Annotated in this window: 21 protein-coding genes and 1 pseudogene; 6 read left to right on the top strand and 16 right to left on the bottom strand. The window is 65.1% G+C overall.

Annotated features, from left to right (window positions below):
• Positions 1 to 96: 96 nt before the first annotated feature.
• Positions 97 to 1119, bottom strand: coding sequence for an inositol monophosphatase family protein (locus tag RBT42_RS00110; RefSeq protein WP_320361483.1), 1023 nt, complete (start codon positions 1117 to 1119; stop codon positions 97 to 99).
• A gap of 179 nt (positions 1120 to 1298) precedes the next feature.
• Here RBT42_RS00110 and RBT42_RS00105 point away from each other — a divergent pair, with 179 nt between their 5' ends.
• Positions 1299 to 2063: an RNA methyltransferase gene (locus RBT42_RS00105; RefSeq protein WP_320361481.1), complete on the top strand. Its 765-nt coding sequence runs from the start codon at positions 1299 to 1301 to the stop codon at positions 2061 to 2063.
• Between the two features lie 99 nt (positions 2064 to 2162).
• Positions 2163 to 2957: a serine O-acetyltransferase gene (cysE, locus tag RBT42_RS00100; RefSeq protein WP_320361480.1), complete on the top strand. Its 795-nt coding sequence runs from the start codon at positions 2163 to 2165 to the stop codon at positions 2955 to 2957.
• Between the two features lie 102 nt (positions 2958 to 3059).
• Here cysE and RBT42_RS00095 read toward each other — a convergent pair whose 3' ends face one another.
• The 4 genes from RBT42_RS00095 to yjgA all read right to left on the bottom strand — a co-directional run bounded on the left by RBT42_RS00095 (position 3060) and on the right by yjgA (position 6241).
• On the bottom strand, positions 3060 to 3830 hold the full coding sequence (locus RBT42_RS00095) for an SDR family oxidoreductase (protein ID WP_320361479.1): 771 nt from the start codon (positions 3828 to 3830) through the stop codon (positions 3060 to 3062).
• A gap of 42 nt (positions 3831 to 3872) precedes the next feature.
• Complete coding sequence (locus RBT42_RS00090; protein ID WP_320361477.1) at positions 3873 to 4958, bottom strand: phosphotransferase family protein; 1086 nt, start codon at positions 4956 to 4958, stop codon at positions 3873 to 3875.
• Between the two features lie 78 nt (positions 4959 to 5036).
• On the bottom strand, positions 5037 to 5660 hold the full coding sequence (gene mog / locus RBT42_RS00085) for a molybdopterin adenylyltransferase (protein ID WP_320361475.1): 624 nt from the start codon (positions 5658 to 5660) through the stop codon (positions 5037 to 5039).
• The gene (yjgA, locus tag RBT42_RS00080; protein ID WP_320361473.1) at positions 5657 to 6241 is read right to left on the bottom strand and encodes a ribosome biogenesis factor YjgA; all 585 of its coding nucleotides are present in this window, start codon (positions 6239 to 6241) and stop codon (positions 5657 to 5659) included. The genes mog and yjgA overlap by 4 nt, the downstream gene beginning before the upstream one ends.
• A 42-nt stretch (positions 6242 to 6283) precedes the next feature.
• On the opposite strand from yjgA, the gene pmbA reads away from it, so the two are divergent.
• Together pmbA and RBT42_RS00070 are read left to right on the top strand one after the other, a co-directional pair.
• Positions 6284 to 7672, top strand: coding sequence for a metalloprotease PmbA (gene pmbA / locus RBT42_RS00075; protein ID WP_320361471.1), 1389 nt, complete (start codon positions 6284 to 6286; stop codon positions 7670 to 7672).
• Positions 7673 to 7809: 137 nt separating this feature from the next.
• Complete coding sequence (locus tag RBT42_RS00070; RefSeq protein ID WP_320361470.1) at positions 7810 to 8274, top strand: YbaN family protein; 465 nt, start codon at positions 7810 to 7812, stop codon at positions 8272 to 8274.
• 49 nt (positions 8275 to 8323) lie between these two features.
• Here the strand turns inward: RBT42_RS00070 and RBT42_RS00065 are convergent, their stop codons facing one another.
• The 9 genes from RBT42_RS00065 to RBT42_RS00025 form a co-directional block, all read right to left on the bottom strand.
• The gene (locus tag RBT42_RS00065; protein ID WP_320361468.1) at positions 8324 to 8677 is read right to left on the bottom strand and encodes a TIGR01244 family sulfur transferase; all 354 of its coding nucleotides are present in this window, start codon (positions 8675 to 8677) and stop codon (positions 8324 to 8326) included.
• Between the two features lie 66 nt (positions 8678 to 8743).
• Positions 8744 to 9190, bottom strand: a complete 447-nt coding sequence (locus RBT42_RS00060) for a GatB/YqeY domain-containing protein (RefSeq protein ID WP_320361465.1) — start codon at positions 9188 to 9190, stop codon at positions 8744 to 8746.
• 133 nt (positions 9191 to 9323) lie between these two features.
• A complete protein-coding gene (gene rpsU / locus RBT42_RS00055; RefSeq protein WP_007833691.1) occupies positions 9324 to 9536 on the bottom strand; it encodes a 30S ribosomal protein S21 in 213 nt (70 codons plus the stop codon).
• A gap of 331 nt (positions 9537 to 9867) precedes the next feature.
• Entirely contained in the window at positions 9868 to 10452 is a 585-nt protein-coding gene (gene folK, locus RBT42_RS00050; protein WP_320361463.1) for a 2-amino-4-hydroxy-6-hydroxymethyldihydropteridine diphosphokinase, read from the bottom strand.
• Positions 10449 to 12029: a polynucleotide adenylyltransferase PcnB gene (pcnB, locus tag RBT42_RS00045; protein ID WP_320361461.1), complete on the bottom strand. Its 1581-nt coding sequence runs from the start codon at positions 12027 to 12029 to the stop codon at positions 10449 to 10451. The genes folK and pcnB overlap by 4 nt, the downstream gene beginning before the upstream one ends.
• Entirely contained in the window at positions 12026 to 12694 is a 669-nt protein-coding gene (locus tag RBT42_RS00040; RefSeq protein ID WP_320361459.1) for an HAD-IB family hydrolase, read from the bottom strand. The genes pcnB and RBT42_RS00040 overlap by 4 nt, the downstream gene beginning before the upstream one ends.
• Positions 12691 to 13521 (bottom strand): HdaA/DnaA family protein, encoded by an 831-nt coding sequence (locus RBT42_RS00035; protein WP_320361457.1) that lies wholly within the window; start codon positions 13519 to 13521, stop codon positions 12691 to 12693. Before RBT42_RS00035 ends, RBT42_RS00040 begins: the two co-directional genes overlap by 4 nt.
• Positions 13518 to 14597 (bottom strand): AI-2E family transporter, encoded by a 1080-nt coding sequence (locus tag RBT42_RS00030; protein WP_320361455.1) that lies wholly within the window; start codon positions 14595 to 14597, stop codon positions 13518 to 13520. Before RBT42_RS00030 ends, RBT42_RS00035 begins: the two co-directional genes overlap by 4 nt.
• A gap of 77 nt (positions 14598 to 14674) precedes the next feature.
• The gene (locus RBT42_RS00025) at positions 14675 to 15409 is read right to left on the bottom strand and encodes a hypothetical protein (RefSeq protein WP_320361453.1); all 735 of its coding nucleotides are present in this window, start codon (positions 15407 to 15409) and stop codon (positions 14675 to 14677) included.
• A gap of 128 nt (positions 15410 to 15537) precedes the next feature.
• Between RBT42_RS00025 and plsY the strand changes: the two genes are divergently transcribed.
• Positions 15538 to 16182: a glycerol-3-phosphate 1-O-acyltransferase PlsY gene (gene plsY / locus RBT42_RS00020; protein ID WP_320361451.1), complete on the top strand. Its 645-nt coding sequence runs from the start codon at positions 15538 to 15540 to the stop codon at positions 16180 to 16182.
• Positions 16179 to 16595: a glutaredoxin family protein gene (locus RBT42_RS00015; protein ID WP_320361449.1), complete on the top strand. Its 417-nt coding sequence runs from the start codon at positions 16179 to 16181 to the stop codon at positions 16593 to 16595. The genes plsY and RBT42_RS00015 overlap by 4 nt, the downstream gene beginning before the upstream one ends.
• On the opposite strand, the gene RBT42_RS00010 is transcribed toward RBT42_RS00015, so the two are convergent.
• Both RBT42_RS00010 and RBT42_RS00005 read right to left on the bottom strand, forming a co-directional pair.
• Positions 16556 to 17185, bottom strand: coding sequence for an L-threonylcarbamoyladenylate synthase (locus RBT42_RS00010; protein WP_320361447.1), 630 nt, complete (start codon positions 17183 to 17185; stop codon positions 16556 to 16558). The genes RBT42_RS00015 and RBT42_RS00010 overlap by 40 nt on opposite strands.
• Positions 17186 to 17246: 61 nt before the next feature.
• Positions 17247 to 17462 (bottom strand): annotated as a pseudogene (locus RBT42_RS00005) (phosphatase); the annotation flags it as partial.

Here is a 17462-nt window from a genome sequence, read left to right as displayed (position 1 = left end):
TGCGCCTGGGCCGAAAGTGTATGTCAGTGCCGTCACCCGGCGATGGGCAAGAAAAAAGGGCCTTGCGGCCCTTGGTGACGACGGTGGTCGTTGTGCTCAGAAAGGCGCGGCGTCCTTGTCGCCACGGTCTTCGGCGGCCTTGGCCGCAGCCGTGATGCGGGTGCGCTTGGGCTTGTCTTCACCGTTGGCAGCCAACTTGGCGGCCTGGGCCGCGTCTTCGGCTTCCTGCAGCGAGGCGATCAGGGCGTCGTCTTCCGGATCACTTTCGCCCTCTTCCTCGCCAGCGCCGTCCAGCGGGCTGACTTCTTCAGGGATGACGCGGGTGTACTGTGCCAGGGTCTTGACCAGCTGGCCATAGATGCGCGGCGTGCCCGCCACGATCTCGCGCTGGTACATGAAGTCGGGCTCGCCGGTGAAGTTGCCGACCAGACCACCGGCTTCGGTGATGATCAGCGAGCCTGCAGCGATGTCCCAGGGGCTCAGACCAGTTTCGAAGAAACCGTCGTAGTAGCCGGCGGCGACGTAGCAGAGGTCCAGCGAGGCCGCGCCGGGGCGACGCAGACCGGCGCACTGCACCATGACGTCCTCGAACATCTTCATGTAGCGCTGGAAGTTGTCACCCTTGCGGAAGGGGAAGCCGGTGCCAATCAGGGCTTCGAGCATGCGGGTGCGCTTCGACACGCGGATGCGGCGGTCGTTCAGGTAAGCGCCCTTGCCACGCGAGGCGTAGAACAGGTCGTTGCGGCTGGGGTCGTACACGACGGCTTGCTGCACCTGGCCACGGAAGGCCAAGGCGATGGACACCGCGTAAACCGGCAGGCCGTGGATGAAGTTGGTGGTGCCGTCGAGCGGATCGATGATCCAGACGAAGTCGCTGTCTTTGGCGCCATGGGCGCGCCCCGATTCTTCAGCCAGGATGCCGTGGCCCGGATAGGCCTCGAGCAAGGTGGCGATGATCACGTCTTCTGCAGCCTTGTCCACCTCGGTCACGAAGTCGTTGTGCGACTTGGCCACCACTTGGAGGCGCTCGATGTCGAGCGATGCCCGGTTGATGATCGCCCCGGCTGCACGTGCAGCTTTGATGGCGATGTTGAGCATGGGATGCAGGGTTTGCGACATGGTTTGACCTTGGAAACCGGGCCGACAAACGGACCGGGTAAGCAGTTGACCACCGCGCACAGACAAGCTGTTCGCAGGCGGGAAGGGGCGCAGCGGTGATCAAAGAGCGAGGGGAAACGATAATTCTATAGAAGCCTCGTATTTTTTGCATCCCCTTTTTCACGGACTCTCCCTGCGTCATGACCGAATCCGCCACAGACTCGCCCGCACGCGCCGCCAGCGACCCCACCCGTTTCATCCTGATCGGCACCAGCCATCCGGGCAATGTGGGGGCCACCGCACGGGCCATGAAGGTGATGGGTTTTTCTGACCTGGTGCTGGTGCGGCCTCGCTTTGCCGATGTGCTGATTCAGGAGGAGACCGTGGCCATGGCCAGCGGCGCGGCCGACATCCTGGTGCGGGCGCGCATCGTTGACACCCTGGCCGAGGCGCTGGACGGCGTGACGTATGCGATTGGCACGGCGATGACGCCGCGCGACTTCGGCCCCCCTACCCTCACCCCTCGCGAAGGGTTGGCGGCGCTGGCCAAACAGGAGCCGGTGCAGCGCGTGGGCTTCGTGTTTGGCAGCGAGCGCTACGGCATGGCCAATGAGGACGTATACCGCTGCCATGCGGTGTTGAGCATTCCCACCAACCCGAACTACGGCTCCTTGAACCTGTCGCAGGCCGTGCAGCTGCTGTCCTACGAGTGGCGCCAAGCTCTGGGCGGCTTTCCGGTGCAGGCGCGCACACCCAGTCCGGCGCTGGCCGACGGTCAAGCCGTTCAAGGCGCCCTGCAGCATTGGGAACAAGCCCTGGTCGCTTTGGAGTTTCTCGACCCGAAGGCGCCTAAGAAGCTCATGCCGCGCTTGAACCAATTGCTCAACCGGGCGGAGCTGCGACAGGAAGAGATCCACGTGCTGCGGGGCATGGCCAAGGCCATTCTCGACCGCTGCAAGCCCTGAGGGGCGGGGCCGTGCGCTCCGGACGCCCGTTCGCCATGCGGGTTTTCTGCCGCCCGCTACACTGGCAGATCCTGATACGAAAAACAAATAAGCCACCCCATGCTCTTCGCCAGACTGCGAGAAGACGTCGCCTGCATCCTGGAACGTGACCCTGCGGCACGCACCGCTTGGGAGGTGCTGACCTGCTACCCCGGCTTGCACGCCCTCACCTTCCACCGTGGCGCGCACTGGTGCTGGACCCATGGACTGAAGTGGCTCGGACGCTGGATCTCGCACTGGTGCCGCTTTTTCACGGGCATCGAGATCCACCCCGGCGCACAGATCGGCCGCCGCGTGTTCATCGACCACGGCATGGGTGTGGTCGTGGGTGAAACAGCCATCGTCGGTGACGACTGCACCATCTACCAGGGCGTGACCCTGGGTGGCACGTCCTTGAGCAAAGGCACGAAGCGCCACCCCACCTTGGGCAAAGGTGTGATCGTGGGCGCCAATGCACAGGTGCTGGGCGGCTTCACCGTGGGCGATGGTGCGCGCGTGGGCTCCAATGCCGTGGTCACCAAAGAAGTGCCCCCAGGGGCTACCGCCGTGGGCAATCCCGCCCGCATCATCGTCAAGCAGGCCGTGGTGGACGCCAAGCAGGCCGAGCGCGAGGCGGTGGCGGCACGCATGGGCTTTTCGGCCTACGGCATGACCGGCGGTGACGACCCCTTGTCGCAAGCGCTGCGAGGCTTGATCGACCATGCCGCTGGGCACGAGCACCAGATCACCCAGCTGTGGCGGGCCATCGAGAAGCTGGCTGACTGCGCCCAGACCCAGGCCGGGCGCGACTGTATGCCCGACGATGCGCAAAAGACCGAGCGCTTTGACGCCGACGGGCTCAACAAACTGGTGTGAAGCGCGGCTCGGCTGAGGCCTGCTGCCGAACGACAACGGGGTCCATCAGGACCCCGTTTTGTTTGGCGCCGCGATGCGGCTGCAGGCTGTGTGGCGCGCCGATCAGGCCAGCAGATAACCGCCGTCCACGTTCAGGCAGGTGCCCGTGGTGTAGCTGGCCGCATCCGATGCCAGGTACAGCGCGGCGCCGGCCATCTCGGACGGATCTGCCACGCGGTTCATCGGCGTGTGCGCCATCACCATCTTCAAGATCGCATCATTGGTGGTCAAGGCCGACGCGAACTTGGTGTCGGTCGCGCCCGGCAGGATGGCGTTCACGCGCACCTTCATCGGCGCACACTCCTTGGCGAAGGCGTGCGTCATCGAAATCACGGCAGCCTTGGTGATGGAGTAGATGCCCTGGGCCATGCCCGGAATCACACCGTTGACCGAGGCGATGTTGATGATCGAGCCACCACCGTTCTTGTGCATGAGCTTGGCGCCGGCCGAGCACATGAAGAAATAGCCGCGGATGTTCACGTCGACCGTCTTCTGGAACGCGCCCAGGTCGGTGTCGGTGATGTGGCCGAAGTAAGGGTTGGTGGCCGCGTTGTTGACCAGGATGTCGAGGCGGCCGAACTGCTGCTCGATGGCTTTGAAGGTGGCGTCGATCTGCTCCATCTCGCCCACGTGGCAGGCCAGCACCGAGGCCTTGCCACCGGCTTCGCGGATGGAGGCGGCAACGGCCTCACAAGGCTCGGGCTTGCGGCTGGAAATGATGACGTGCGCGCCGTGGGCGGCCAGCAGGCGGGCGATGGCCTCGCCAATGCCGCGGCTGGAGCCAGTGACCAAGGCGATCTTGCCGGACAGATCAAACGTGTTGGGGATGCTCATGTGGGGAATCTCAGGATGCGATGAAATGGCAAGACGCAGGGCTCACAGGGCCGATTTGGCAATGATGCCCAGGCAGCGTTGTTCCAGGTACTTCACGAAGGGGCCGAAGGTGGCAAACACCGGGTTGCGGGCATTGCCTTCCTTGAAGCGCTTGTAGATCTGCTGGGCGATGCCCGCCAGGCGGAACAGTCCGTACACCGTGTAGAAATCGAAGTTCGCGACGCTGAAACCGGTCTTCTCACCGTAGTAGCGGATCACTTCCTCGCGAGTCAGCATGCCGGGCGCATTGGTCGGCTGGCGACGTGAGCCCTGCATGAACTTGTCGTCATCGGCCTGCACCCAGTACGCCAGCGAACTGCCCAGGTCCATCAGCGGATCGCCCAGGGTGGCCATTTCCCAGTCCAGCACGCCAATCACCTTGAGCGGGTCGTTCACGTCCAGCACGACGTTGTCGAAGCGGAAGTCGTTGTGGATCAGGCTGATCGCCACTTCCTGCTGGGGCTGCTTGTCATGCAGCCATTGCATGACCACTTCAAAATCACCGACGTCGTCGGTGCGAGCCGCACGGTAACGCTTGCTCCAGCCTTCGACCTGACGCGCGACATAGCCCTCGCCTTTGCCCAGGCTGTCCAAGCCCGCGGCCTTGGGATCGAGCTTGTGCAGGTCGATCAGGGTGTCGAGCACGTTCAGGCACAGCTGGCGGGTCTTGGCCTCATCCAGCCCCAGCTCGGGCTGCAGGTTCTGGCGAGGAATGACGCCCACCAGGCGCTCCATCACATAGAACGGGGCGCCGATGACGTCCGTGTCTTCGCAGATGGCATAGATCTCGGGCACCTTGGGATACACGGGCTTGAGCTGGCGCATGATGACCGCCTCACGCACCACATCGTGGGCCGATTTGGCAATGTGGCCAAACGGCGGGCGGCGCAGAATGAGGTCCTGGTTGGCGTAGCGCACCAGGTAGGTCAGGTTGGACGCGCCGCCGGGGAACTGTTGCAGCTCGGGCTCGCCCTGCAGGTTCAGGCCCTGCCCTTTCAGGTAGGCGGTGACCTTGGCAAGGTCCACCTCTTCACCGGCGCGCACCTGGCCGGCATGGTCGATCAGTGTCTCGTTCTTGACTTCGCTCATGGGCGGGTGTCTCCTCTTTGGATCAAGGAGTGTAGGAAGCCGCCCTCAATGAATCAAATGAATTATCTGAATCTGCACTCATTTCTGGGGTGCATGACCTGAAGGCCGAATCGCCGACTTGGGGCGAAACGCCGCGCACACCTCAGCACGGCTCTCGATGTACGGCCCGCCGATGAGGTCGATGCAATACGGCACAGCGGCAAAGATGCCGGGCACCAGTGTCTGCCCATCCTGGCCCTTCAGCCCTTCCAGCGTTTCGGCAATCGACTTGGGCTGACCCGGCAGGTTCAGGATCAAGGCCTGCTTGCGGATCACTGCGGTCTGGCGCGACAGGATGGCGGTGGGCACAAAGCGCAGGCTGATCTGGCGCATCTGTTCGCCAAAACCAGGCATTTCCTTGTCGGCCACGTCCAGGGTCGCTTCGGGCGTCACATCACGTGGCGAGGGACCGGTGCCGCCAGTGGTCAGCACCAGATGGCAGCCGGCGTTGTCCACCAGGTCACGCAAGGTGTCGGCGATGAGCTCGCGCTCGTCAGCGATCAGTCGCGGCACCCATTCGATCGGGTTGCACACCGCGCGCCCCAACCAGTCCTTCAAGGCTGGCAGGCCCTTGTCTTCGTAGACGCCACTGCTCGCGCGGTCGCTGATGGAGACGACGCCGATGCGAACCGCATCGAGCTCAGGCAAGGGCATGGCACTCATGCGGTCTCACCCTGATCCGGTTCTGCGCCCTTCTCTTGCGCTTCCATGGCGCGTTTGATGAACTGGAACAGCTCACGGAACGCGCGACCATTGCGCTTTTCTGGATCCAGCGAGGCATCCTTGCGGGCATTGCGGATCAGGGTGCGCAACTGCTGCACGTCGGTGTCGGGAAAGTCGGCCACCCAGCGGGTGACGGCATCCTTGTCGTCGGCGATCAGCTCGGCGCGCCAGCGCTCGGCCTGGTGCAGGGCCAGCGCGTTGTGGGCATGCCCCAGCTGGTACTGGGCCACGGCTTCGCGCAAAGGCTCGGCGTCGACCTCGCGCATCACCTTGCCGATGAACTGCAGCTGGCGGCGTTTGCCTTCGAAGGAGCGGGTCTTCTTGTAATCGGCCAGGGCGTCGCGCAGGCGCTCGGGCATGTCGATCTCGACCAGGCGGCTCTCGGGCATGTCCAGCAACTGCTGGCCGAGCGCTTGCAGCGCCTGGCTGGCTCGTTTGAGCATGCTGCGGCTGGGCGGACGGTCGTCCAGATCGTCCTCGGGATCGTACCCGTCGTGGGAAGGGGAATGTTTCGAATTCATGTCCTCGCTATGATACGGGTGCTCTCATTCACAAACCACAACATGGCCGTCAAATCCAGCAAGTCCTCCGAAAAGCCCAATGGCTTCGCCTACAGCCGCGAACAATTCCAGCAACTGATTGAAGATTCGCTGGGTTTGGCCAAGAAACTGGGTGCGTCCGACGCGGCTGCCGAAGTGTCGGAAGGCATGGGCCTGTCGGTGTCCGTGCGCAAGGGCAAGCTGGAGAACGTCGAGCGCAACCGTGACAAGACCATTGGCGTGACGGTGTACCTGGGCCAGCGGCGCGGCAACGCCAGCACGTCCGACTTCTCGCCGCAGGCGCTGGAGCAAACGGTGCGTGCGGCCTACGACATTGCGCGCTACACCGCCGAGGACCCGGCTGCCGGCCTGCCCGAGGTGGAAGACCTGGCCACCCCACGCCAGGCCAAGCGTGACCTCGACCTGTTCCATCCCTGGGCGATCGACGCCGAGGGCGCCGCCGAACTTTCGCGCCGTTGTGAAGAGGCGGCTCTGTCGGTGGACCCGCGCATCACCAATTCCGAAGGCGCCGGCGTGTCGGCGCAGCAGTCGCATTTCTGGGCAGGCAACAGCCGTGGCTTCCGTGGTGGCTACGCCAGTTCGCGCCATTCGCTGTCGGTTTCGCCGATTGCTGGGCGCGGCAACGACATGCAGCGCGACTTCTGGTACACGTCGGAGCGTGATGCCCGCGACATGGCCAAGCCCGAGGCTGTGGGCCGCTATGCCGCCGAGCGCGCCCTGTCGCGTCTGAAGTCCTGCAAGATTGCGACCTGCGAGGTGCCGGTGCTGTTCGAGAACACGCTGGCCGCCGGGCTGTTGGGCGGTTTTGTGCAGGCCGTGAGCGGCGGCGCGCTGTACCGCAAGGCCACCTTCCTGGTCGACAGCCTGGGCAAGCCCATCTTCCCCAAGCACATCGACATCCTCGAAGATCCGCACATCCTCAAGGGCAAGGGCAGCGCTCCCTTTGACGATGAAGGCGTGCTGACCCGCAAGCGCAAGGTGGTGAAGAACGGGGTCGTGCAGGGCTACTTCCTGTCGAGCTACTCGGCACGCAAGCTGGGTATGCGCACCACCGGCCACGCCGGCGGCTCGCAGAATCTGGTCATGAGCAGCAAGCTGACCGACCCGAAGGACAACCTCAAGGCCATGCTGAAGAAGCTGGGCACCGGCCTGTTCGTGACCGAGCTGATGGGCCAGGGCGTGAACTACGTGACCGGCGACTATTCGCGCGGGGCAGCCGGCTACTGGGTGGAGAACGGCAAGATCGCTTACCCGGTGCATGAAATCACCATCGCCGGTCACCTGGGCGAGATGTTCCAGCAGATCGTGGCGGTGGGGGCAGATGCCTACACCTACGGCAGCAAGACGGTGGGCTCGGTCTTGATCGAGAAAATGAAGATCGCCGGCCATTGAGCCGCGCGCGGCACGTCATTGATCGTGCAAATCACGCAGATAGGGCCGATGAGGCCCTATTTTGCTTTTCAAGCCCGCGCAAGCAGATGACAATGGGATGACAACGGATCACAGCGATCCGCGCGGGAGGTCCGTTCATGATTCAGCGCCCCTTGCACAGCATGCCGTCCGATGGCGGTCATGGCATTCGCCCCCTGTCGAGTCCGCTCGCACAGTCAGACTGGGGCGAACGCGCCCTGCAACGCACCTGGCGTTCGGTGGGCGGACTGTGTGTGCTGATCGGGCTGGTCAACGCCTTTGTGCCGGTGCTGCCAACCACGGTGTTCCTGCTGATCGGCGCCTGGGCCTATGGCAAAGGGGATCCGGCCTTGCGTGAGCGCCTCTTGAACCACCCTCGCTTCGGGCGCAGCCTGCGCCTGTGGGTCGACCAACGGCAGATCACTCGACGTGGCAAGGTGGCCGCGATTGCAGGGATTTCGGTGAGTGGCGCCATCACGGCAGCCACACTGGGGTCCCGCCCCTTGAGTTGGGGCATCGGCGCGGGCCTGCTGGGCCTGTGTGCCTACTTGGCCACGCGCGCCGAACCGGGCCCTTCACACTGAAGTCCGCCGCAACGGCATGGCGGGGCGCGTTCATGCGCCCCTTTTCGCTTCAGTCTTCGAGCGAAATCGCCTGCTGGTACAGCTTGGTCGAGCGTGCGCCGCTGCGGCAGAACATCAGCAGCGGACGCGGCAAGGTCTTGAGCAAAGCTGCGCATTGCGCGATCTCTTCGGGCGACTGGTAGCCGCCTTGCACGGGCAGGTGGGCATACACCAGGCCGACGGCCTGTGCGGCCGCCTCGATCTCCGCGCTGGTGGGCTGGTCTGGCCCCCCTTCAAAGTCAGGCCGGTTGTTCAACACCGCCTTGAACCCCGCTTCGGCCGCCGACGCCATGGCTTCGGGGGTCAGTTGGGGGGCGGTGTACACATCTTCGGCAATGGCTTGCAGGGGCACGGAGTCGCTCATGGTCAGGCTTTCATACGGTGAGAGACCTCATTGTGCCTTTGATCCGCCCCGGCACGGACGGTGTGGTCAACCTGCCAACGCAGCCTTGACAGCTGCCGACACGATACCCATGTCAGCCTGACCGGACAGACGCTGCTTGACGACGCCCATGACCTTACCCATGTCGCCAGGGCCGGAAGCGCCCAGCTCGGCCACGATGGCCTTGACGGCGGCGGCGACTTCATCGGCGCTCAAACGCTGAGGCAGGTAGGCTTCGAGCACGACGATCTCGCTCTTTTCCTTGTCGGCCAGATCCTGGCGGGCGCCCGCTTCATATTGCTGCGCGGCATCCTTGCGCTGCTTGATCAGCTTGTCGACGATGGCGACGATCATGGCGTCGTCCAGTTCCACGCGCTCGTCCACTTCCTTTTGCTTCATGGCGGCGAGCAGCATGCGGATGGTGTTCAGACGCTCGGCTTCCTTGGCGCGCATGGCGGCCTTCATGTCGTCGGTGATGCGTTGCTTGAGGCTCATGGTGAAGTCCTGTGTCAAAAATCCGTGTCAGAAAAAGCGAAAGCCCGCATGGGCGTCCCCGCGCGGGCTTTGGTCTTGACCTGCATGCCTGTTGCGCTGAGCAAGAGGCGAAAGTCAGACTAGCAAGAAGCGATCAGTACAGCTTCTTGGGCAGCTGCATGCTGCGCACGCGCTTGTAGTGGCGCTTGACGGCGGCAGCCTTCTTGCGCTTGCGCTCAGCCGTGGGCTTCTCATAGAACTCGCGGGCGCGCAGGTCGGTCAGCAGACCCAGCTTTTCGATGGTGCGCTTGAAGCGACGCAGGGCAACGTCAAACGGCTCGTTTTCTTTGACACGGATGGTCGTCATTACAAAATCACTTTCAGGATGAATGCATTCAACAGGGCCAGTACATGGCCACCAGCCTCGCTCATTCAGTACGCCACACAAGATCTGTTGGGATCTGCATCATGCTGCCACCAGGGTCTTGGCCCGATCCCGTGTTCCACGTCCGGAATTCGCGGATGGATACGGGCTGACCTGTCTCGGTGTGCACAGCGTTGCTGAACTTGCTCATCTGGCGGACTTCTTTGCAAACATGCAACAAGCCCCACCAACAAAGCCTGAGATTCTACTCTGTATTCGATGGCTATTCCAGGGTTTTGGCAAATTGCAGCCCTTCAACCCCGAAAAAAACCGATCAGAGACGCTCGTTCAGGCGAGCGATGCCTTGATCGCGCGCCAGTGTGGCGCGTTCGGCAGCATCTGGCAAGGGCGGCAACGGAGCGGACGCCTCGGGGGGCAGCGTGGCCAGCGCCTCCAGCAGAGGCTCCAACACAAAGGCGCGCCCCGTCATGCGGGGGTGAGGCACGGTGACGAAGGGGGTGCTCCGCTGGGCATCGCCATGGCAGAGCAGGTCCAGGTCCAGGGTGCGCGGGGCGTTCACGTAGGGGCGCTCGCGGTCACGGTTGGCTTCAAGGGCGTGCAAGGCGCCGAGCAACTCGCGCGGCCCCAATGCGGTTTGCAGCACCGCCACGGCGTTCAGGTAGTCGGGGCCCGTGGCATCGACGGGCCGGGTCTGGTAAAGCGAGGACACGCCTTCGAGCGTGGTGCCCGGCAGCGTGCTCAGCCCCGACAGGGCCGCGCGCAAATGCGCACGCACGTCACCGAGGTTGCCTCCCATGCCGATGCACGCGCGAAAGCGTGGCACGGCCGACAAGGCGGACTCATGGACGTCAAGGGCGACCGAGGTCACCGGTGGCAAGGCTGCCCCGGCGGCAGTCACTCGGCGGCTCCACCGCCAGCCGACCCACCGCCCTCCCCAGCCGGCTTGCGGCGGCGACGGCGGCGCTTCTTGGCGGGGGCGGCATCATCCAGCATCACTTCGACCTCACCCGAGGCGGGGGCGCGGCGTGGAGCGGCAGGAGCCGAAGCGCGGGCTTGGCGCTTGCCTGCCTCTTGCTTGCGGGCGGCGTCGAGCAGGTCCTTGCGCTCGTCTTGGTCGGCCAGCGAGAAGGCCTCCCACCAGCGTGCCAGTTCGGCGTCGGCTTCGCCCGCCTGGGCACGCAGACGCAGGAAGTCGAACCCAGCGCGGAAACGCGGCTGCTCGATCAAGGTGAAGGGCCCGTTGCCCACACGACGCTCAAAGCGCGGCTGCATGGTCCAGATTTCGCGCATGTCGGCGGCGAGCTTGCCGCGGCCGGAGATGTCGCCAATGCGGGCGTTGAAGACCGCGTCGGTGGCCGATTGCAGCGCCGGGAACGCCGGCTCACCCTGGGCCTGGTTGCGCTTCCAGTGCTCCAGCACGTCGTGCCACAACAGGCAGGCGAGCAGGAAGCTGGGGGCCACGGACTTGCCTTCGCTCACGCGGCGGTCGGTGTCGTCCAGGGCGAGTTTCACGAACTGGTCGCGGCCGGGGTGGCGGCGCACCTCGTCGAACACCGCATCCAGGATCGGGAACACGCCCTTGTCGAGACCTTGCTTGCGCAACTGGTCGAGCGAGGCCGATGCGTGCCCGGTCTGCAGCAGCTTGAGCATTTCGTCGAACAGGCGGGACTGCGGCACATTGCTCAGCAGCTCGGCCATGTCGCGCAGCGGTTCGCGGGTCTTGGGCTCGATCTCGAAGCCCAGCTTGGCGGCAAAGCGCACGACGCGGACGATGCGAACCGGGTCTTCGCGGTAGCGGGTTTCGGGGTCGCCGATCATGCGCAGCACGCGCTTTTTGGCGTCCTTGATGCCACCGTGGTAGTCGACCACGACGCCGGTGTGCGGGTCGTAGTACATGGCGTTGACGGTGAAATCGCGGCGGGCGGCGTCCTGGTCTTGCGGGCCCCAGACGTTGTCACGCAGCACGCGCCCGCTGGCGTCCACGACGTGGGTCTTGTCGGCCAACTCCTTGCGCGAGGTCTTCTCGTTGCCGGTGACCTGCTCTGCCGCGGTGGCGTCGAGGTAAGCCCGGAAGGTGGAGACCTCGATGACCTCGTTCTCGCGCCCACGGCCGTAGACCACGTGCACGATGCGGAAGCGCCGGCCGATGATGAAGGCGCGGCGGAACAGGCTTTTGACCTGCTCGGGCGTGGCGTTGGTGGCGACGTCGAAGTCCTTGGGACGGTGGCCCAGGATCAGGTCACGGACGGCGCCGCCGACGATGTAGGCCTCGTAACCGGCGTTCTGCAGGGTTTCGACGACGCGGCGCGCGCGGTCATCGACCAAGCTGGGGTCGATGCCATGCTCACTTTGCGGGACGTCCACACGCTTGCCGACCGGGATGCGGGGCGCCTTGGCAGCGCGGCCGCCCGATGCGGGGCTGCGCTTTTTGGCCGGGTCTTTGCCCAGGATCTTGTCTATGAAGCTCTTGATCATGCAAACAGTCTAAGGATGCGCCAGCCGCGTTCGCGGGCCACTTCTTCCAGCGCCGGGCTGGGATTGGTGGCCACCGGATCGTTGGCACGCTCCAGCAGGGGCAGGTCGTTGGGGGAGTCGCTGTAGAAGCTGACGCGATCGAAATCGCTCAGCTGCCGGCCCATGCCGGACAGCCATTGTTCCACACGCGTGATTTTGCCTTCTCTGAAGGACGGCACACCATCGATTTCACCAGTGACACGCCCTGCCCCATCGCGCACCAGGCGCACAGCGATCAGGTCGCTGACGTTGAAGGCGTCGGCGATCGGGCGGGTGACGAACTCGTTGGTGGCGGTGACGATGGAAATCAGGTCGCCCTGAGCACGGTGCTGCTCGACCAGCTCCAGCGCCTGGGGTTGCATGGCCGGGTAGATCACCTGCTCCATGAAGGCCTGCTGCAGCGCCTGCTGGGCGGCTTCGTCCATCTGGCGCCACACGCTGGTGGTGAAGCGGATGTAGTCGGCCAGCACCAGGGTGCCTTCGCAGTACTGCTGGTAAAAGCCGTCGTTGGTCTGGCGGTAGGCGTCGCCGTCGGCCAGGCCCTCGCGGATCAGGAACTCACCGAACTCGTGGTCGGAGTCGAGCGGCAACAGGGTGTGGTCAAGGTCGAACAGGCACAGGTTCATGGGGTCTCCGCGGCCAGCATTTGTTTCAGCAAGGGAACCGTCAACACGCGATGCTCGGCCAGGGCATAGCGGTCCAGACGGTCCAGCAGGTTCATGAGGAAAGCCAGGTCGCGGCTGTAACGGGTGAGCAGGTAGGAGACGAGATCGTCGCCCAGGGCCATGCCGCGGCGTTTGGCCTCGCGTTGCAGGGCTGCGCGCAGGCCGTCTTCGTCCAGCGGGGACAGGGCAAAGGTCAGGCCCCAGCCCAGGCGGGTGCGCAGGTCGTCGCGCACAGGCAGGTCTACAGCAGGCACGGCACCTGCGGCCAGGATATAGAGCGGGCCGGTGGCGTCTTCATCGGGCGCGGCTTCGGGCAGCAGCGAAGTTTGCTCAGGCGCTTGTGAGCGGGCAGCCTGAGCTGCCTGTGAAGCGGCGGATTCGATGAAGAGGTTGAAGGCCAGGTGCTGGTGGTTGGCGTCCAGCGCCTCGCACTCGTCGATCAGGGCCAGGGTGGGCAAGGCGGGCGTGGCGGCATCCCACATCTGGCAGGTGTGGGCATTGAGCCAGATGACGCCCCAGCCGCGGGCCAGGGTGGGCTCGATCATGGCGCGCAGCAGATGGGTCTTGCCCGAACCCGGACCGCCCCAGAAGTAGGCGGGCGAGCGCAGCCCTCCCACCTCGGGCCAGGAGCGCAGCCAGCTCAGGGCCTCGGCATTGCGGCCTTGCACGAACTCATCGAGCCCCATGACGCTGGTGGGCCCCAGATCCAGCGGGATCTGGCGCATGGGGGCGGCGCTGCCCCCCACACCGGCTTCGTCGGGCCCGGACACGCTCGAATACAACATCATTCGGTCAGAAAGAAAGCGCCGTTGCGGTAGGCGTTCAGAAGGTGGCGGCACAGGACCGTGGCCAGGGCGGCACAGGGCAAGGCGATGAGCAGGCCCAAGAGGCCCAGCCACTGCCCGAACAGCATCAAGGCCAGGATGACGCCCAGCGGATGCAGGCCGATGCGCTCACCGACCAGGCGAGGGGTAAGGTAAAAACTCTCGAGCACCTGACCGGCGCCGTAAACGACGGCGACACCGATGAGGGGCAGCCAGAGGCCTTCGCCGGCGGCCGTGAATTGCAGGACACCGGCCAGCACGGCCAGCACCATGCCCAGACCAAAACCCAGGTAAGGGATGCACACGGCCAGGCCGGTGAACACGCCAATCGGCAAAGCCAGCTCAAAGCCGAACAGCATCAGGCCCAGGCTGTAGTAAGCCGCAAGGATCAGCATCACCCACAGTTGGCCGCGCAGATACTGGCCCATGAGCGAGTCGGCCTCGTCCATGAAGTGCGTGAAGCCGGCGCGCCAGCGCAGGGGAATCAGCTCGCGCAGGGGCGGCATCATCCGGTCCCAGTCGATCAGCCAGTAGAAGGCCAGCATCGGGATCAGCAAAGCCAAACCCACGAGGTTCATCAGGTTGCCGCCCCCAATGACCAGGGACTGCCACAGCGTGGCGCCCCACTCTGCTCCGTGGTTGTGGAGCAGGTCCATCAATTGGGCTTTGACTTCCGCCAGGCTCACCGGCACGGGCAGGCCGAGCTTGGCCAGGGGTGGCGCCAACTGCAGCCACCAGCCCACCAGCAGGTCGGGCAACTGCGCTCTCAGCATGGGGGCCAGTTGGGAAACGATGGGCACCAGCAGCACGAACACCACCACGCCAGCCAGCATGACGGCCAGCAGGCAGCCCAGCGCCGCGAGCGCACGCGGAACGCGGCGCCTGGCCAGCGCATCGACCGCAGGACGCAGCACGTAGGCCAGGATGAGGCTGACGGCGAAGGGCAGCACGATGGCGGCGTGCCACCAGATCAGGCCGGCCCCGACCGCGGCCAGCAGGCCCCACAGCCAGCGAGAGGGAGAAGATCGAATTGGATTCATCTGGCGGGGATTCTATCGACCTCCCCTGCCGAAAGCGTTCCGCGCGTGTTCCGGATGAAAAATGAGACGTGCCGCGCTCAGTTCGCGGGTGCGTAGACCGCTCGGCGGGCCTCTTCCAGGGCCGCCTCCAGCTGGGCCGGGTTGCGCTGCGCTTCGGGGCGACTCTGAAAGTCGGCGACGATGGCGGCTTCGCGGCGTTTGTATTCGTTGCGGCGCGCTTCGTCCTGGGCCTGCTGGGCGGTGTCGGCGGGCGGCATGGCCTGCGCCAGGTCGGCCTGGACGAGGGCCAGCCGTTGCTGGCGCTCCGCTTCATCGGGCACCAGGTCGACGAGCAGGGCCTGTTGCAGCAACGTCACCTCGCCAGCGCCCATTTCGCCCTGGCGCACGCGCTCGGGTAATTGGGAGAGCAGCTGTTCGGCCAGGCGGTGTCGTCCCGCGATGTCGGGCGAATTTTGCAGGGCTTGCCATTGGGCAAAGCCCTTTTGGAAGCGCAGATAGCTGACCAGGCGAGCGAGTTCGCGTTGAGGATGTGGGGCGTCGGCGGTGGCTGAAAGGAGCGTGGTCCACTCCTGTGCGCTGAAGTCGGGTGGACGGGTGCCGTCATTTGGCATGGGGGCGGACACCAGGGGGGCAGAGGCTGGCACACCGATGTCGCCGCGCACGACCGAGTTGGGTGTGCCGGGTGCCGACGCCTGAGGGGCCGTGTCGCCGTCGGCCGTCCACCACGCCGTCACGATGAGCCCCAGGGCGCCCAGCGCCAGGGCCATCACCCAGGGGCGTTGCCAGAATTTGGGTTGCGCGTAGGAGATCATGGGCCGCGATTGTCCCCAGCCCTCCCCTTGCACGGCATGGGAAAAACCCGCCACGCATCCGGGGGCGGGGCGGTCCGGGTGGCGCACCCACTACACTGGCGGGTTGTGGTGACCTTTGTCTTTCAAGCATGAATCTGTCCAGCTTTGACCCCCTGTTGCTGAGCGTCCTCGCGGCGGTTGTCGGGTACCTGATCGGCTCTCTCTCGTTTGCGGTGATCGTGAGCCGCCTGTTCGGGCTGGCGGACCCCCGCAGTTACGGGTCGGGCAACCCCGGCGCGACCAATGTGCTGCGCTCAGGCAACAAGGGCGCGGCCATCCTGACCCTGGTGTTCGATGCCTTGAAGGGCTATGTGCCGGTGCTGCTGGCCCTGCAGTGGGGCCTGAGTGAGACCGTGGTGACGCTGGTGGGCCTGGGCGCCTTCATTGGCCACCTCTGGCCGGTGTTCTTCAAGTTTGAAGGCGGCAAGGGCGTGGCCACGGCAGCCGGTGTGCTGCTCGGCTTTTCCGCAGCCCTGGGCGGTGTGGTGTTGCTGGTGTGGCTGGCGGTGGCGGTGGTGTTCCGCTATTCCTCGCTGGCATCTTTGGCTGCGGCCGTGGCGGCGCCTCTCGTGCAGATCGTGGGCTGGGGCTTTGGCCCCTTGAGCATTGGCGTGATCGTGATGAGCCTGCTGCTGATCTGGCGCCATGAGGCCAACATCCGCAAGCTGCTGGCTGGCCAGGAAAGCAAGCTGGGCCAGAAGGCCAAGCCGGCAGCTCCCGCCGAGCCGCAATGACGCAGCCGGCCAGCGCACCCGCCCGCTCTTCGCTGTGGGGGCTGGCGGTGGTGTTGCTGCTGGTGTTTGGCGCCATGCAGGCCTGGACATGGTGGCGCCACGAGCGCCAGGGTGAGGCCGTGAAGGCGCTGGCGCAGCCTGGCCAGATCACCATGTACACGACCACCACCTGCCCTTACTGCGCCAAGGCCAAGGTGTGGCTGAACGGGCATGACATTCCCTGGCGCGAGTGCAACATCGACCGCAATGCCAGTTGCCGGGCGACATTTGAGGCGCAAGGCGCACCGGGCGTGCCGCTGCTGCACGTGCGGGGGCACTGGCAACTGGGCTTTGATCCGCAGTGGCTGACGCGTGCCCTGCAGAGCAAGGCGCCTCAGCCCAAGCCCAGTACCGACAGGTCGCCGCGTCCCTGACGCACCACTTCGGGCTCGCCGCCCTTGCTGAGGTCGATCACGGTGGTCGGCGTCATGGCGCAGGCCCCGGCGTCCACGATGGCCTGGATGCGCTTGTCGAGCGCCTCGCGGATCTCGTCGGCGTCATTGAGCGGGTCATCGTGATCCGGCAGGATCAGTGTGGTGGCCAGCAGCGGCTCACCCATCTGCTCCAACAGGCCCTGGCAGACGGGGTGCTCGGGCACGCGCAGGCCGATGGTGCGACGCGAGGGGTGTGAGACCCGACGGGGCACCTCTTTGGTGGCTTCGAGGATGAAGGTGAACGGCCCCGGGGTGCCGAGCTTCAAGAGGCGGTACTGCTGGTTGTCGACGCGGGCGTAATTGGCCAGCTCGGACAAGTCACGACACAGCAGCGTGAGCAGGTGGCGGTCATCCACGCCCCGCACGCGGCGCAGGGCGTCCACCGCAGATTTGTCGTCGAGGCGACAGACCAGGGCGTAGCTGGAATCGGTGGGGATGGCCGCGATGCCGCCCTTGGCCAAAATGTCGGCGGCCTGCTTGAGCAAGCGGATCTGGGGCTGGACCGGGTGTACTTCGAAGTATTGAGCCATAGCCTGTGAGCCTACAACTTTCCGGCTCCGATGGCGAGTGCCGCAGGCGGCGGCGCGCCACTCAGGCGTGCTGGATGCGGTGCGCCAGCGCCTCCCATACCGGGGTCACGCGCTTGGGCAGGGCGGGCAAGGTGCCCAGGTCGGTGTGGCTCTCATTGGGATCGTGGAAGTCAGAACCGCGCGAGGCCAGCAGGTCAAGATCACAGGCCAGGTCGGCGTACTTCTGATACTCGGGCACCGTGTGGCTCCCAGTGACCACCTCCACGCCGAGTCCGCC

It is taken from the genome of Aquabacterium sp., assembly GCF_034003525.1.
In the GTDB taxonomy this organism is placed as follows: Bacteria; Pseudomonadota; Gammaproteobacteria; order Burkholderiales; family Burkholderiaceae_C; genus Aquabacterium.
The sequence above is the reverse complement of the archived record's forward strand: the minus strand, read 5'-3'. Positions and strand labels throughout refer to the sequence as shown.